Source organism: Marinobacter sp. L-46 (assembly GCF_056859535.1).
In genome coordinates this window covers 18,825-34,691 of sequence record NZ_JBSXOP010000076.1, presented here as the reverse complement: position 1 = coordinate 34,691, position 15,867 = coordinate 18,825, and the positions used below count along the sequence as shown (strand labels likewise).

Below are 15,867 nucleotides of genomic sequence, written 5' to 3'. Positions count from 1 at the left end.
CCGGAGTGGTTATGGGCAATCACCATGACAGTATCGCCCTCGACTGGGTTCGGGGCGAGATACAGGACACGCTGACTCAAGGCCAGCATGCACTGGAAGCGTACGTCGAGAATCGCGACGACACCGCACGCCTGCGCTTCTGCCTGAACTACCTCCACCAGGTACACGGTACCCTGCAAATGGTGGAACTCTACGGTGCAGCCCTGCTCACCGAAGAGATGGAGAAACTGACCCAGGCCATTCTGAACGAATCCGTCACCAGCGTTGACGATGCCGTTGAAGTACTGATGCAGGCCATCCTGCAGCTGCCGCAATACCTGGAACACCTGGACAGCAGCCAGGACGATTTCCCGATGGTGCTGCTGCCCCTGCTGAACGACCTCCGGGCTGCCCGTGGCGATTCACTGCTGTCTGATACCTCACTGTTCAAGCCTGACCTGACCCCCTCACAGCTGCAGGTCAGCGCCGCTGTTTCAGAACGCCTGCAAGACCCCAAGGTTCTCGGCCACCTGCGCAAACTGCGCCAGATGTACCAGTTTGCCCTGGCCGGCGTAGTGCGCGAGGAAAGTCTGTCTGCCCACTTCAACTACATGCAGAAGGTGCTCCAGCGCCTGATCCGCCTGTGCCAGAAAACCCCGAGGGGTGAGCTCTACAAAGCTGCCAGCGGCTTTATCGAAACACTCCAGGGCGGCGCCAACCCGGTCAACACTGCGGTCAAATCCCTGTTGCGGGAGCTGGACGCGGAAATCCGCAGGCTCACCGACGAACACAGCAGCATCCTGCAACAGCCGGTACCCGAAGCCCTGTTCAAGCACCTGCTGTACTACGTCGCCCGCGCCCGGGACCTGGACATGCCCCAGGTCAACGCCCTGCGCCAGGCCTACCAGCTGGATGATGCCCTGCCGTCGGACAGCGATGTCGACGCCGCCCGCACCCGGGTTTCCGGCCCGGGCCGGGACGCCATCCATTCGGTGGTGAGTGCGCTGAACGAAGAACTGGCTCGCCTGAAAGACCAGCTGGACCTGTTTGTCCGGGCCGAGCTGCGCCAGAACGACGAGCTGGAAGAACTGCTGCCGGGTATGCGCCAGGTAGCCAACACCCTGGCGGTGATCGGCCTGGGCATTCCGCGCAAAGTGGTTACTGACCAGATCGAACTGGTGGAAAAGCTCAGCACCCAGAGCGACACCGTTGACGACGGCACCCTGATGGATATCGCAGGTGCGCTGCTCTACGTCGAGGCCAGCCTGGCCGGACTGGACAGCGATCGCCACGAACCGGCAGCCACCGGCGACAACGAATTCCACCTTGGCTCCCAGGAACTGGGCGAGGCTAACGAAGCGCTGATCCGGGAATCCCGCAACACCCTGGAACAGGTCAAATCCTCGATTGTGAACTTTATCGCTTCCCAGTGGGATACCCGGGAAGTGGAACACGTTCCTGAGTTGCTGCACAGCATCCGCGGCGGCCTGTCGCTGGTGCCGCTGGAGCGTGTCGCCGACATGCTGGCCTCCGCCGAACGCTACGTAACCGACGTTCTGCTCAACGGCAAACAGGTGCCGGACTGGAAACAGCTCGACACCCTGGCCGATGCGGTAACCAGCATTGAATACTACCTGGAGCGCCTGGCCGACGGCATCACCGAGAACGACGCTATCCTGCGCGTTGCCGAAGACAGCCTGGCCAGCCTGGGCTTCCCGGTCGGCCAGGAACCCACCTGGCAGCAAGCCGGAGAGGAACTCCAGCCGGACGAACTGCCGGTACTGGATACCGGGGCGGCCGTCGAAGAGCCGGCCCAGGAAGCCAAGACCTCCGACCAGGACCTGGTCGACGACGAAATCCTCGGCATCTTCGTCGAAGAAGCCGAGGAAGTGCTGCAGACCATCCACGAGCATTACCCCCGTCTGCGCCAGAATTACGACGACCGCGATGCCCTGACCGAAGTGCGCCGGGCGTTCCACACCCTCAAGGGCAGTGGCCGCATGGTGGGAGCCACCTCCATTGGCGAGCTGGCCTGGTCTGTGGAAAACCTGCTGAACCGGGTGATCGACCAGACCCTCAAGCTCAATGACGACACCTTCGCCCTGATCGACGAGGTCAACGCACGCATTCCGTCCCTGATCCAGGAATTCCGCCGGGGTGATTACACCGGCGATGTTGATGGCCTGATCAGCCGGGCCGAAGCCCTGGCCACCACCCGCCGCACCGAAACCGGCACCGCAGAAACGGAAGTGGCCGAAGCAACCGAGACCGTCACTGAGGCCCCGGCCCCGGTCGCGGTTCTGGAACCCGAAGCGGAACCGGAACTGGCCCAGCCGGAGAGCACTGGCGAAACAGAGGCGGATGCCGACGACCTGATCGACGACGAAATCCTCGAGATCTTCGTTGAAGAAGCCGGCGAAGTTCTGGATACCATTCGCGAATACCTGCCGATGCTGCTGCGCCAGCACGACGATCGCAGTGCCCTGACCGAAGTACGCCGGGCCTTCCACACCCTCAAAGGCAGCGGCCGCATGGTTGGCGCCAGTGTGATCGGCGAACTGGCCTGGTCTGTGGAAAGCATGCTGAACCGGGTCATTGATGGCAGCATCTTCATGACCGAAGACGTGGCCAGCCTGCTACAGGATGTCACCGATGCTGTACCCGGCCTGGTTTCCGACTTCGAGAACCGCCGCCCGGCAGCGTTGGATACCTCGGCCCTTGAAGCCCGCGCCAATGCCCTGGCCAACGGAGAGATCCCGGACGCCAGCACCATGCCGGCAGCCGACCCCGAATCACTGACTGAACCTGAAACCGTTGGCGTCCAGGAAACCGACAGCGACGCTGAAGCCGCTGACTACGACGACGATGAAGACGCCGTTGACCCGATCCTGCTGGAAATTTTCGAGAACGAAACCGAAACCCACCTGCAGACCATCAACGACTACCTGGCAACCGCCGGCGACAAGGCCACCGTCAGCTACACCGACGATCTGTCCCGGGCCCTGCACACCCTCAAAGGCAGCGCGAACACGGCTGGCATTGCCCCCATCGCCGCCGTCATCACCCCGCTGGAACGCTTTGTTAAGGAATCCCGTGCCCAGAACAAGCGGGCAGACCGTGATGTACTGGAACTGATTGCCGATGCCAAGGAGTTCCTGACCCGCGGCCTGGCCCAGCTCCGGGATAACCCGCAGGCAGACCTCGAAGGTACCGAAGACTACCTGGCCCGCCTGGAGCAGGTGTACCAGCGTACCCTGCAGTCCTCCGATCCGGCCGATGAACTGCAACCGGACACCCGGGCACCGTCCCAGCTGGTACAGCTGTTCCTGAACGAGGGCCTGGACATTGTGCTGGATGCCGAGAGCATCCTGGATGAATGGTCCCGCCACCCGGACCAGCGGCAGTCTGTGGAGATCCTGCAGAAAGAGCTGGAACAACTGGCTGCCGGCGCCGCAGAAGCCGGCCTGGTGGATGTTACCGAACTGGCCGCTGCGCTGAACCAGGCCTACAGCACGGTATCCGAAACGCAGCTGGAGCCGGACGATACCTTCTTCGGCACCCTGCGCACCGGCCATGAGCAACTGATCAACCTGATGGACCAGGTCGCCGCCGGCCTGGCCACCGAGAGCAATGACAACCTGATCGACGAACTCTACGCCCTCGCGAACCGGGCAGACGAGAGCGAGCTGGAGCAGGAATTCGAGCAGCAGTTCTCCGGCGATCTCGACGAAATCGACCTGAGCCTGGAACTCGACGAACTCGGCCAGCCCGACGAGCAGCCGGAACCCGAGTCGCCTGGCGAAGGCTGGCTGAGCGAAGAACCTGCGTTCGAAACGGCAGCTGCCACCGACGAAGACAGCGAACTGGACGAAGAACTCGCTGCCATCTTCCTGGAAGAAGCGCGGGACCTGGTCGACAGCACCGCAACCTCACTGCAGACCTGGAGCGAAGACACCGGCAACCTGGATACTCTGCACCTGTTGCAGCGCGACCTTCACACCCTCAAGGGCGGCGCCCGCCTGGCCGGCATTGCGCCCGTCGGCGACCTGTCCCACGAACTGGAAACCCTGTTCGAAGGCCTGACCGAGCAGCGTTTTGCCGTCAGCGATTCGTTGTCTGACCTGCTGTTCCGGTGCCATGACCGGTTGGCCAACATGGTCGACACCCTGGAAGCCGGCAACCAGCCCGAAGCAGCCCCGGACCTGATTGCCGATATCCACGCCTGGATCGACGGCGCCCGGGATGGCGGAGCCAGCACCGAACCGGCAACCGACTTTGATGACGACATTCTGGCCCAGGCCGAAGCCGCGTTCGATGCGGGCAGCGAAGAGGAAGCCACAGACAGCGCCGATGAGGATGCCCTGGCTAGCCTGTCTGACCTTGACCCGGAACTGACCGGCATCTTCCTGGAAGAAGCCTACGACCTGATCAACTCCACCGGCAGTGCCCTGCACACCTGGAGCGAAGATCCGTCGAACCAGGCCGTGGCCGCAGAACTGCAGCGCGATGTACACACCCTGAAGGGTGGCGCACGGATGGCCGGCGTCGACACCATTGGCGACCTGACCCACGTTCTGGAAGACCTGTTCGAGAAAGTGGCCGAGGGCCAGCTGGCCGCCAGCAACGACATGACCGACCTGCTGTTTGCCTGCCATGACCGCCTGGCACAAATGGTGGAACAGGTTGCCACCCAGAAGCCCTGCCCGCCGGCCAACGACCTGGTTCAGCAGGTAGAAGCGATTCTCCGCGGGGAAACACCGGCACCGGCCAGCAAAGGGCAGGAACCGGCACAAGACCTTACCGAAGACACAGCGGATGACACCGGCTGGATGCCAGACACCGGGCTTGAGGCTGACGAAGACCTCACCGAAGCCTTCGAAGCCATGGGCGGTGACGACCTGGCCGGCATCTTCCTGGATGAAGGCCTGGAAATCCACGAAGCCATTACCGAGTGCCTGGACCAGTGGCGCGAAGATCCGGACGAACTGACCGTTCTGACCCGCCTGCAGCAGGAGCTGCACACCCTCAAGGGTGGTGCCCGGTTGTCCGATATCGACCCGGTGGCCGACCTTGCCGAAGCCTGGTCTGACAGCCTCGAACCCCTGCTCTCCGGCGGCAACAACCAACAGGCGTTGCTGGCGCTCAGCGATCAGGGTGCCGCCAGCCTCAAGGGCATGCTCGACAGCCTGGAAGACGGCCATAAACCGGCCGCCGCCAGCGATCTGATCGAAGCCTTCCGCAGTGTTCAGGCCGAACCGGCTGAACAGGGCGAACAAGCGGCAGCCACGGCAGAACCGGCTGCTGACGAAGCCGATGCGGTTGACCCGGAAGTGCTGGAAATCTTCCTGGAAGAAGCCGGCGAGATCATGGACCAGCTCGAGCAGGTGCTCGATGACTGGCGCAAAGACCCGAACAACCACCAGTACAACCAGGAAGCCCAGCGGGCCCTGCATACCCTCAAAGGTGGCGCCCGCCTGTCTCAACTGAGCGTACTGGGCGACAAGGCCCATGCCTTGGAGACCCGGTTGATCGACCTGGGCGGCAATGCACCGGGCGACAGCCAGTGGCAGGAGATCACCCAGGACCACGACGCCATCATCGAGCTGGTCTCCGACGTTCGCCGGCGCTTTGCCGACGGTAGCCCGGTGGTCCAGCCGGAGCAGCCCGCGGAAGACGCACCCGAACACGAGCAGCCCGAACCGCAGGCCGCCGAGCCGGAAACCTCGGTGCCCGAAGCCCCGAAACCGCCAGCGCCCGCCAAGCCGGCCAAGGCCCGCAATAAAGCAGCGGAAGCCCAGCGTGCCGCCCAGGAAACCATCCGGGTATCGGCACCGTTGCTGGACGAGCTGGTTAACCTGGCCGGTGAAACCAGTATTACCCGGGGCCGCCTGGAACAGCAGACCAGCGACTTCGGTCACACCCTTGAGGAAATGGCCGCTACCATCGAGCGACTGCGCGAACAGCTGCGCCGGATGGATATCGAAACCGAAGCCCAGATCCTGTTCCGTGCCGAACAGGAACACGGCCCGGATTACGGCGACGACTTCGACCCGCTGGAAATGGACCGCTACTCCTCGATCCAGCAGCTGTCACGGGCACTGAGCGAATCGTCTTCTGACCTTGCAGACCTGCGTGAAACCCTGTCTGACCGGGTACGGGATACCGAAACCCTGCTGGTGCAGCAGTCCCGGATCAACACGGAACTCCAGGAAGGTCTGATGAAGACCCGGATGATTCCGTTTGCCTCCATGGTGCCGAGACTGCGCCGGATTGTGCGCCAGATCAGCAACGAACTGGGCAAGAAGGTCAACTTCGACGTGCGCAACGCCGAGGGTGAAATGGACCGCAACATCCTTGAGCGCATGATTGCGCCGCTGGAACACATGCTGCGGAACGCCCTCGACCATGGCATTGAAAGCCCCGAAGACCGGGCCCGTGCCGGCAAGCCGGAAACCGGTGAAGTGGTGCTCTCACTGACCCGTGAAGGCGGCGACGTGGTACTGCGTATGATCGACGACGGCAAAGGCATTCCCGCCGAAGTGATCCGTGACAAGGCCATTCGCCAGGGCCTGTTGCGGGCCGACGAAGACCTTACCGAACGGGAAGTCCTGCAGTTCATCCTGCAGCCCGGCTTCTCTACCGCCCAGCAGGTGACCCAGATTTCCGGCCGGGGCGTGGGTATGGACGTGGTATCCAGCGAAATCAAACAGCTCGGCGGCAGCCTGGATATCGATTCGGCCCTGGGGCGTGGCACTACCTTCACGGTGCGCCTGCCATTCACGGTATCGGTTAACCGGGCCCTGATGGTCGCCACCGGCGAAGACTTCTACGCCATCCCGCTCAACACCATTGAAGGTATCGTGCGGGTCAGCACCTACGAGCTGGAAGAGTACTACAAGCCGGATGCACCGCTGTACGAATACGCCGGCCAGGAATATCGCCTGCAGTACCTGGGCAGCCTGCTGAACAGTGACCACCAGCCCAAGCTGCAAGGCCAGGCCCTGCCGCTGCCGGTGATCCTGGTGCGGGGTGCCGAGCAGCCACTGGCCCTGCAGGTTGACCACCTGATGGGCAGCCGGGAAATCGTGGTTAAGTCTCTCGGCCCGCAGTTCAGCTCGGTTCGTGGCGTTTCCGGTGCCACCATTCTGGGTGACGGTAACGTGGTGGTGATTCTTGACCTGCCGGCCATGCTCCGTTCTGACATCCTGTCTGATCGCCAGCGCCTGGCTAACCTGGACAAGGCCCGCGAAGCCGGCCGCTACGAAGACCAGACCACCACGGTTATGGTGGTGGACGACTCGGTTACCGTACGGAAGGTTACTTCCCGACTGCTGGAACGCAACGGCATGGAGGTTATCCTCGCGAAGGACGGCCTGGATGCGGTGGCCCAGCTGCAGGACCATCGTCCGGACATTATCCTGCTGGATATCGAAATGCCCCGGATGGACGGTTTCGAAGTGGCCAGCTTTGTGCGCCACGACGAAAACCTGAAAGAGACGCCCATCTGTATGATTACCTCCCGGACCGGCGAGAAACACCGGGAACGGGCACTGGCCATCGGCGTCAACGAATATCTGGGCAAGCCGTTCCAGGAAGCCGAGCTGCTTGAAACCATCAAACGACTGACCGGGAACGGGTAATGACCGGCCATGACGGCCGGCCCGGCATCGGCATTGTGTCCGATGTGGTGTTGCAGCGGCACCGGTTGCAGGTGGCTGCCGGCAAGTTCGGCCTTGAGGTCAGCTTTTCCGGCGGCCCCGACCGCCTGATGGATTATCCGGGGTTTCCCGATGCCGCCCTGTGGCTGGTAACCCTGGAAGACGAAGCCGACCACCCGGCGCTGTTCGAACACCTGCTGGAGCACACCGATGCCCCGGTTCTGTTCGGGATGGACCAGGCTCCAAAGCCCGGCACCAAGGACTATGTGCGCTGGGAAAGGCGGCTGCTCAACAAGCTGGAAAAGCAGCTGGGGCACCTGGAGAAACTGGACTCCGCCAACGACATCGAAGAGTTGGAAGTCCACGCCCGGCCATCACCCGAGGCACCACAACTGTCCCAGTGGATAACCCCGGCGGCTCCGGGCTCGGTAGCCGAGGAAATCTGGGTTCTGGGCGCCTCGCTGGGCGGTCCTGCTGCGGTGAAAACCTTTCTGGACCACCTGCCGGCCGGCCTGCCGGTCGGCTTTGTCTACGCCCAGCATATAGATGACAACTTTACCGGCGTGCTGACCCGGGTACTGGGCCGCCATGCCCACTACCAGCTGAAGCGGGCAGAGGAAGGCTACAAGGTTCGCAACGGCGATGTGGTACTGATGCCGGTAGAACAGGAGTGGTCGTTCGCAGACGACGGCAGCCTGACCGCCACCGGCAAGCCCTGGCCCGGCCCCTATGGCCCGTCTATCGACCAGGTGCTGCTGAACGTGGCTGACCACTTCCGCGAGCACTGCCACGCGATTCTGTTCTCCGGGATGGGCAACGACGGCGCCATCGCCGCACCGCTGCTGAAGAAACGGGGCAGCCGGATCTGGGTCCAGGACAGTGCCAGCTGTGGCAACAGTTCGATGCCCGAGTCTGTCGCTGCCACCGGCTGCACCAGCTTCTGCGGCACACCGGACCAGCTCGCCGGCGAACTGATCAAAACCATTGAGAACCATTGCCTGCTCAAGGGCCGGCAAAAACGGGATTCTGCCTGAGGACACACAATGAACGAAAACAGCCAAACGCTTCCCTGCGTCATGATCCCTGTCTGTGACCGGCACCTGCTTCTGCCCAACGTGTCCATCGCCGAGGTGGTGGATTTCAACAGCACAGACGCCGGCGCCAACACCCCGGACTGGCTGGTGGGTTTTCTGGACTGGCGCGGACTGACCTTGCCGGTCATCTCCTACGATGCCGCCAATGGCGGATCGCTCACGGTTCCGGGCGATAACCGGGGCCGTATCATTGTGCTCAACACCATTGGCCCGGACCACAACAAGGCGCCGTTCATGGCCCTGGTGACCCAGGGCATTCCGAGCCAGGCCCGCCTGGATGAAAGCCAAGTGCGCAAGCTGGACGGAGAGCCCGGCCCCGCCGACCTGATGCTGGTAGACGTGGAAGGCGAAGCGGCCTGGATTCCCAACCTGGAATACCTGGAATCCCTGGCGGTGCAGGCCCGGAACTGATTCCATCCCGGGCCATGGCAGCCAATCCTGCAAATGTTATAATGTTGCAAACTTTGCAGGACACGGACCATGCCCGAACGCGCGCTCCCCTACCGCCCCCACAACCATGATGCCTGCGTCAGCCATGCCCTGGCCGACGCCCGCACCATTTGCCGGCAACAGAATGCCCGCCTGACGGCCATCCGTGAGCGGGTGCTGGAACTGATCTGGCAGTCCCACAAACCGCTGGGCGCCTACGATATCCTGGCCCGGCTGGGCGAAGAGGGCCACAACGCCGCGCCACCGACCGTGTACCGGGCCCTGGATTTCCTGCAGCAGTACGGACTGGTACACAGGATTGCCTCCCTGAACGCCTTTATCGGCTGCCCCCATGCCGGCGAACACCATCGTGGCACCTTCCTGATCTGCCGCCAGTGCGGCAATGTGCTGGAACTGGATGCGCCGACGGTCAGCGAATCGATTGAAGCCGCAGCTCGGGCCGAAGGTTTCCGGCCCGACGACATCACCCTGGAAATTTCCGGCCTGTGCCCCCGTTGCCAGGGAGCAGAAGTCCATGACTGAGGCGCTGGCAAACCTGGAGGGCGTTACCGTTCAGTTTGATGACCGGCTGGTGGTCAACCGCGTCAGCCTGACCGTACACCGGGGCGACATCATCACCATCATCGGCCCCAACGGAGCCGGCAAAACCACCCTGATCAAAACCGTACTCGGCCTGCAGCGGGCCACCAGCGGCAAGGTATCACGGGCCCCGGGGCTGGTAACTGGCTATGTACCCCAGCACCTGACCCTGGAAGCCACCCTGCCCCTGAGCGTGCGCCGTTTCATGCTGCTCAGCGGCAAGCCGCTGGCAGAGTGCGAGGCTGCGCTGGCCCGGACCGGGGTAAGCCATTTGCTGGAGGCCTCGGTGCATCACCTGTCTGGCGGCGAAAAACAGCGCTTACTGCTGGCCCGGGCGCTGGTGCGCAAACCGGACCTGCTGGTGCTGGACGAACCCGCCCAGGGCGTGGACATCAACGGCCAGGCCGCACTGTACGAACTGATCCGGGAGCTGCGGGACGAACTGCACTGCGGCGTCATCATGATCTCGCACGACCTGCATCTGGTGATGGCTGCCACCGACAAGGTGATCTGCCTGAACCAGCACGTCTGCTGCAGTGGCTATCCGGCGGATATTTCCCACGACCCGGCCTTTATCGAAACCTTCGGCCACCAGGTAGCGGAATCGCTGGCGGTGTATCACCACCACCATAACCACCAACATAACCTGCACGGCGACGTTGTTGCCGGCACCGGCCATCAGGGAGCCTGTAACCATGAGCATCATTGATGCGGTGCTGGGCGATTTCTTCTGGCGAGCCCTGATCGGCGGCCTGGGGGTGGCACTGGTGGCCGGGCCGCTGGGCTGTTTTGTGGTCTGGCGCCGGCTGGCCTATTTCGGCGACACCCTGGCCCACTCCGCCCTGCTGGGCATTGCCCTGAGCTTTCTGATCAGCGTACCGCTCAACCTGGCGGTGATCATCACCTGTGTAGTGATCGCCCTGGCGCTGGTGCTGTTGTCCCGTACCCGGGCCCTGTCGACCGACACCCTGCTGGGCATCCTGGCGCACTCGGCCCTGGCCATCGGCCTGGTTACCCTCAGCTTTATGCCGGAAGTACGGGTAGACCTCACCGGCCTGCTGTTTGGTGACCTGCTGGCCATGAGCCGCCAGGACCTGCTGTGGATCTACGGCGGCGCGGCGGTGGTACTGACCCTGCTGGCCGTGCTCTGGCGCGGTTTGCTGATGAGTACCATCCACGAAGAACTGGCGCGGGTGGAAGGTGTTCCGGTGGAGCGCCTGCGGCTGGCACTGATGCTGATGTTCTCGCTGGTGATTGCGGTCGCCATGAAGATTGTCGGGGTGCTGCTGATTACCGCCCTGCTGGTGATCCCGGCGGCAACCGCCCGGCGGCTGGCGAAAAACCCCGAGCATATGATGGCGCTGGCCGTGGTGTTTGGCTTCATTGCGGTTGCCGGCGGGTTAAGTATGTCCTGGTACCTGGACTCCCCCGCCGGCCCGTCGGTGGTGGTTACCGCCTTCCTGAGCTTCCTGCTGGTTTACGGAGCGGCCCGCAAGAACAGCCACTGAGCCACCCGCCGGTCAAAGCGGCTGGAGCCGGTCCATCAGGCGACCGGTTTCCAGCAGTTCAAGGAACTCGTCACCCAGCCGGTCGCTCTCGGCGATGGCCTTGCGCCAGTCCCGTTCACGACCTTCGTCATCGCCCAGGTATTTCTCGAAATCCTTGCGGTCCGGCAGTTTGCGGTTCGGCAGGCTGTCCAGATACTCCCGGGACGGTGACACCAGCAACACATCCTGCAGCCGGGTCGCGTCTCCCCGGCGCCAGGGCAAGGTCTTGTCGAACCAGCCGGGCACCACCTTGTCGGTAAAGTGCGGGTAGAGAATCACCCCGGGCTGCTCGTAGGGCAGGTCCAGGTGGTAATCCAGCAATCCACCATCCCGATACACCCCCTCCGGCGCACCCGGAATGTTGCGGACACCGGACATCACCAGCGGAATGGATGCAGAGGCCAGCAACGCCGGCAGCAGGTTTTCCCGGGTCAGGGCCACTTCGTGGCTGGGAAAATCCACCAGTTTAGACACCGGTGCCCGTACCCGGCCATCGTGCAGAATGCCCCGTTCCATATAACGGCCCAGGTGCCGGCGGCTTACCATATTGGCACTGATGGCACTCATCAGCCCCAGACCTAGCCGGCCCCGGGTGTCGTGCTCCAGAAAACCCCGGCTGCGCACCACCACCACATTCAGGCGGTACCAGGGATGGTTGAGCAGGTAGTCCTCACGACCACCCAGCAACTCCTCCAGGAACAGGATGCTCTTGCGGGTCACTTCCGCCGCACTGACGCCCTTGGCAAAGCGCTGGCTGGTGTAAAGCTCCGCCAGCTTTGCCAGCTGGGCCCGGGGGTCATCAGAGGAGGCCACCGCCGCAAAGCGCCAGCTACCGATCGACGAGCCGATCAGCGCCCGTTCCTGTTCCACACGGGGCAGCCAGTCGCCAAAGATGGCTTTATCCAGGCCGCTGAGGCCCAGGGCTTTCGGGCCACCGGCAGCACCGGGAATAACGTGTACGTCTTCCGGCCCCAGCGGCTTTTGCTGCAACCGGTTCAGTGCCCGCCGTCCAACGCGAATGGTCAACGCCGGCTGTTTGATATGTATTGCCGTCATTCTGTTGTTCCTCTGGAAGTCCGGGGAGTTTAACGAACCCGGGCTGCAGCAGCCAAGAAAACCGGCTTTTTCCTTGGCACGCCGGATCTGCGTGCTAGACTCGATCGAAAACCTTCCAAGGAAGCAGGACTGCAGCAGGAGCAAGCGGTGAATCAATCTGCCCCGCCGGCCTGTACTGGGCCTATCCGGCGGCCATCGCCCTGTTCTTCCTGCTCCCCATCAAGGAAGCTATCGTCTGCAACGTCATTTTTGTCGCAGTTATGGCGGTGGTGTCGTTCCTGCAGTTCCCCGAGGCGGACTTCTGGCGCATTACCTTTTCACTCGGGCTCAGCTGCCTGTTTGCCATGATCTTTGCCTGGCTGGTGGGGCGTCTGCAGCAGGAACTGACCCGGCTGGCCACCACCGATCCACTCACCGGCTGCCTGAACCGCTCGCAACTGGCCGATGTGCTGAACAGCCAGATCCAGATACGGGAACGCTATGAACGGGTATCCAGCCTGGTGCTGATCGACCTGGACTATTTCAAGAACATCAACGACCAGTGGGGCCACCTGGCCGGCGACCGGGCGCTGTATGAAGCCAAGGCCCGGGGCCGCAACCAGGTGGTGCTGGCGCCAGCCAACCGGCAGCCCCCGGTGCAGCCGGAGCCATGGCAGCGGTCACCGGCACCGTTGCAACCGGTCAGCTCAGGGCCGGCTGCTTCCGGAACGCCCGATACGCCGTAAACACATCCCAGGGCTGCTCGAAGTGGGGGTAATGGCCCACATTTCTCAGGGTGACCACATCTGCATCGGTGATCAGTTCCCGGTAACGCCGAACCATACCGGCACCGGACACCGGATCCGCCGTGCCCGAGATCAGCCGCATCGGCTGGCGGGCATTCTGCAGTGCGCCCACCCAGCGGTTACGGTGGCACCGACGCTCCTCCATAAAATGAATCAGCTCATGCAGGATGCCGCGGCCGTTGTTGTAGGTCAGCAGGTGCCAGAATTCGTCCATTTCCTGCTGGCCAGGAGGGTTGCGGGAGCCGAACAGCCGGCAGAAGTTGCGCTCGAACATGCTGCGGGTCAGGCCCCGGCTGATCAGTCCGCCTAAAGGGCTGCCCAATACGCGCTGGATTAACAGGGGGTTGTGCACTTCCGGGAAGATGCCGCCGTTCAGCAGGCACAGGCTGTCAACGGTAAAGCCAAGGCTGCCTTCCTGGTCCCGGGCCAACAGTTCCTGGGCCACGGTGGAACCGTAATCATGGGCCAGCAGGTGAATGCCGGGCAAACCGAGGCCTTCTATCCAGCCCTGAACCAGGTCTGCCTGGTCTTCAATGCTGTAGCGGTAGTTGCGGGGCTTGTCGGAAAACCCGAAACCCAGCATATCCACGGTCAGCAGGTTGTAGTGCCGGGCCAGCATCGGCCACACCCGGCTCCAGTCCCAGCTGGCGGTCGGAAAACCGTGCAGCAACACCAGCGGCTCGCCCTGGCCGGCCATGCGGCTGAATATAGCGTGGCCACCGTAGCTGAACCATTTGCCGGCCTGCTGCCAGCCATCCAGGGTCGATATGTCCTGTTTACTGGCGGCGGAAACGCCAGCCCCGGTCGTAAGCTGTTCCATGGCAGATCCCTGACACATTCCAAGCCTGTCACTTTAGATGAAAGCGCCAGCAACGGCCATAGCCCGGCCGGCACCGCACTGGTCTGTTCCGGCTGAGGTATCGTAAAGCATGGAGATACGGCCCGAATTCCCTTAAGCTTTGGCCCTTGTTAGGCACAGACTACCGGAAACCATTATGACTCTACCCCTCGATGACCTGGCCGGTCATTATTACTCCATCCTTGACGGCCTGGGCGAGAACCCCGAACGCGAAGGACTGAAAGACACCCCCATGCGTGCCGCCAAGGCCATGCAGTTCCTGACCCGGGGCTACCAGCAGGACCTTCAGGACCTGGTGAACAACGCCGTGTTCGAATCTGCCATGGACGAAATGGTGGTGGTACAGGACATCGAACTGTACAGCATGTGTGAGCACCACATCCTGCCCTTCATCGGCAAGTGCCATATTGCCTACCTGCCCCAGGGCAAGGTACTGGGCCTGTCGAAATTTGCCCGCATTGTCGACATGTATGCCCGCCGGCTGCAGATCCAGGAAAACCTGACCCGCCAGATTGCCGAAGCCGTGGAAAGCGTGACCGGTGCCAAGGGCGTGGCGGTGGTGATCGAAGCCCAGCACATGTGCATGATGATGCGCGGTGTCGAAAAGCAGAACTCCCGTATGAAGACCTCAATGATGCTGGGGCAGTTCCGCAAATCCCAGGCAACCCGGACCGAGTTCCTGAATCTTCTCACACAACACAGCTAATCGAGCTCCCATGACCCCCGTCGCAGTGATAACCGGTGCAGGACGCAGGCTAGGCTATGAACTCGCCTCGGCCCTGCTCGATCGTGATTTTCAGGTATTTGCAGTTTATCGAACGGAAACCGACGATCTCAAGTCACTGATTCGACGGGGCGCAACCGCAATTCAAACCGATCTCGAAGATCAACCATCGGTAGGGACATGCATTGGGGAGATTCTCAAACGTAGTGATCGGTTGGACGTTCTGATCAATAACGCATCAAGTTTTACTCCCGACATCACAAATGATGATATAAAGCTGGCGGAACAGTCTCGCCATTTTTTTCAGGTAAACAGCACGGCACCAATGCAGTTGATGCATGGGTTCTCAGAAACACTCAAAAATACTGGTCGAAGAAATCACAGACCAACGCTTGTGGTCAACATTACTGATATCTTTGCGGATAAACCCAACCCGGCTTTTGCCGCTTACTGCGCTTCAAAAGCAGCGCTGGCTAACTTAACCCTTAGCTACGCTGCCCTGCTTGCGCCTCATGTTCGTGTCAACGCCATTATGCCTGGTCCGATCGGGTTTCTTCCCAGCCATACCGATGACCAGAAACAGCAAGTTCTGGGAGAAACGCTCTTAGGCCGAGAAGGGGGCTTTCACAGCGTGGTCATGCAAGTGCTGTCCCTCTTGGATAACGACTACATCACCGGAGCGAGCATCCCGGTGGATGGTGGCCGGCGCTTGGCCCAAGGAATGCCCCACAATACGGATCGTTACTCGAGCTGAACGGGCATGCTCAAGCCCAGTAAAAAGTTCACGATAATACGACTCCTCGATGGTCGCCCCGGTGAAGCAGCCGTCACCACTTTGCTCCAAAATGTCCACATCGATGCAGCGGTCTTTCAAGCTTCTCAGCGGATCAGCACGATCACGACCCAAGGCTTCCTCAAGCGCATTCGTCCTGTTTTTGAGCTGACATAGTGACAGTGGGCTGTAGAAAACAACTAGAGCATTGAGAAAGGAACGCTTCGTCACTATGCCCTTAGGCTGGGTATGTATAACGGGCGACAACCACAGCATGTTATTTTCTTCCAACAGCGTGGCAACCGCATTGGCCAGATTCAACCTTGGTTCAACATTGCTACCCAGTCCGCATAGATACCACATA

At 61.8% G+C, this 15,867-nt stretch carries 11 protein-coding genes and 2 pseudogenes; 10 read left to right on the top strand and 3 right to left on the bottom strand.

Going from position 1 to position 15,867, the window contains the following annotated elements:
• Positions 1 to 11: 11 nt before the first annotated feature.
• The 6 genes from AC13DJ_RS12710 to AC13DJ_RS12685 all read left to right on the top strand — a co-directional run bounded on the left by AC13DJ_RS12710 (position 12) and on the right by AC13DJ_RS12685 (position 11,268).
• Complete coding sequence (locus tag AC13DJ_RS12710) at positions 12 to 7,619, top strand: hybrid sensor histidine kinase/response regulator (RefSeq protein WP_482933266.1); 7,608 nt, start codon at positions 12 to 14, stop codon at positions 7,617 to 7,619.
• Complete coding sequence (locus tag AC13DJ_RS12705; protein ID WP_482933265.1) at positions 7,619 to 8,671, top strand: chemotaxis protein CheB; 1,053 nt, start codon at positions 7,619 to 7,621, stop codon at positions 8,669 to 8,671. Before AC13DJ_RS12710 ends, AC13DJ_RS12705 begins: the two co-directional genes overlap by 1 nt.
• Positions 8,672 to 8,680: 9 nt before the next feature.
• Complete coding sequence (locus AC13DJ_RS12700; protein WP_482933264.1) at positions 8,681 to 9,142, top strand: chemotaxis protein CheW; 462 nt, start codon at positions 8,681 to 8,683, stop codon at positions 9,140 to 9,142.
• A gap of 69 nt (positions 9,143 to 9,211) precedes the next feature.
• A complete protein-coding gene (locus AC13DJ_RS12695) occupies positions 9,212 to 9,703 on the top strand; it encodes a Fur family transcriptional regulator (RefSeq protein WP_022990355.1) in 492 nt (163 codons plus the stop codon).
• Positions 9,696 to 10,469: a zinc ABC transporter ATP-binding protein ZnuC gene (gene znuC, locus AC13DJ_RS12690; protein ID WP_022990354.1), complete on the top strand. Its 774-nt coding sequence runs from the start codon at positions 9,696 to 9,698 to the stop codon at positions 10,467 to 10,469. Before AC13DJ_RS12695 ends, znuC begins: the two co-directional genes overlap by 8 nt.
• Positions 10,456 to 11,268 (top strand): iron chelate uptake ABC transporter family permease subunit, encoded by an 813-nt coding sequence (locus AC13DJ_RS12685; RefSeq protein WP_058342098.1) that lies wholly within the window; start codon positions 10,456 to 10,458, stop codon positions 11,266 to 11,268. Before znuC ends, AC13DJ_RS12685 begins: the two co-directional genes overlap by 14 nt.
• Before the next feature lie 12 nt (positions 11,269 to 11,280).
• On the opposite strand, the gene AC13DJ_RS12680 is transcribed toward AC13DJ_RS12685, so the two are convergent.
• Positions 11,281 to 12,363, bottom strand: coding sequence for a patatin-like phospholipase family protein (locus AC13DJ_RS12680; RefSeq protein ID WP_473802253.1), 1,083 nt, complete (start codon positions 12,361 to 12,363; stop codon positions 11,281 to 11,283).
• 164 nt (positions 12,364 to 12,527) lie between these two features.
• Between AC13DJ_RS12680 and AC13DJ_RS12675 the strand changes: the two are divergent.
• Positions 12,528 to 12,968, top strand: a pseudogene (locus tag AC13DJ_RS12675) (GGDEF domain-containing protein); the annotation flags it as partial.
• Between the two features lie 76 nt (positions 12,969 to 13,044).
• On the opposite strand, the gene AC13DJ_RS12670 reads toward AC13DJ_RS12675, so the two are convergent.
• Entirely contained in the window at positions 13,045 to 13,968 is a 924-nt protein-coding gene (locus AC13DJ_RS12670; RefSeq protein WP_482933263.1) for an alpha/beta fold hydrolase, read from the bottom strand.
• Positions 13,969 to 14,143: 175 nt separating this feature from the next.
• Here AC13DJ_RS12670 and folE point away from each other — a divergent pair, with 175 nt between their 5' ends.
• The 3 genes from folE to AC13DJ_RS12655 are packed head-to-tail and all read left to right on the top strand — an operon-like array spanning position 14,144 to position 15,680.
• The gene (gene folE / locus AC13DJ_RS12665; RefSeq protein WP_199456144.1) at positions 14,144 to 14,713 is read left to right on the top strand and encodes a GTP cyclohydrolase I FolE; all 570 of its coding nucleotides are present in this window, start codon (positions 14,144 to 14,146) and stop codon (positions 14,711 to 14,713) included.
• Between the two features lie 10 nt (positions 14,714 to 14,723).
• Positions 14,724 to 15,485, top strand: coding sequence for an SDR family NAD(P)-dependent oxidoreductase (locus AC13DJ_RS12660; protein ID WP_199456143.1), 762 nt, complete (start codon positions 14,724 to 14,726; stop codon positions 15,483 to 15,485).
• Positions 15,486 to 15,491: 6 nt separating this feature from the next.
• Positions 15,492 to 15,680: a hypothetical protein gene (locus tag AC13DJ_RS12655; protein WP_482933295.1), complete on the top strand. Its 189-nt coding sequence runs from the start codon at positions 15,492 to 15,494 to the stop codon at positions 15,678 to 15,680.
• On the opposite strand, the pseudogene AC13DJ_RS12650 reads toward AC13DJ_RS12655, so the two are convergent.
• Positions 15,630 to 15,866, bottom strand: a pseudogene (locus tag AC13DJ_RS12650) (2-amino-4-hydroxy-6-hydroxymethyldihydropteridine diphosphokinase); the annotation flags it as partial. The gene AC13DJ_RS12655 and the pseudogene AC13DJ_RS12650 overlap by 51 nt on opposite strands.
• Position 15,867 lies beyond the last annotated feature (1 nt).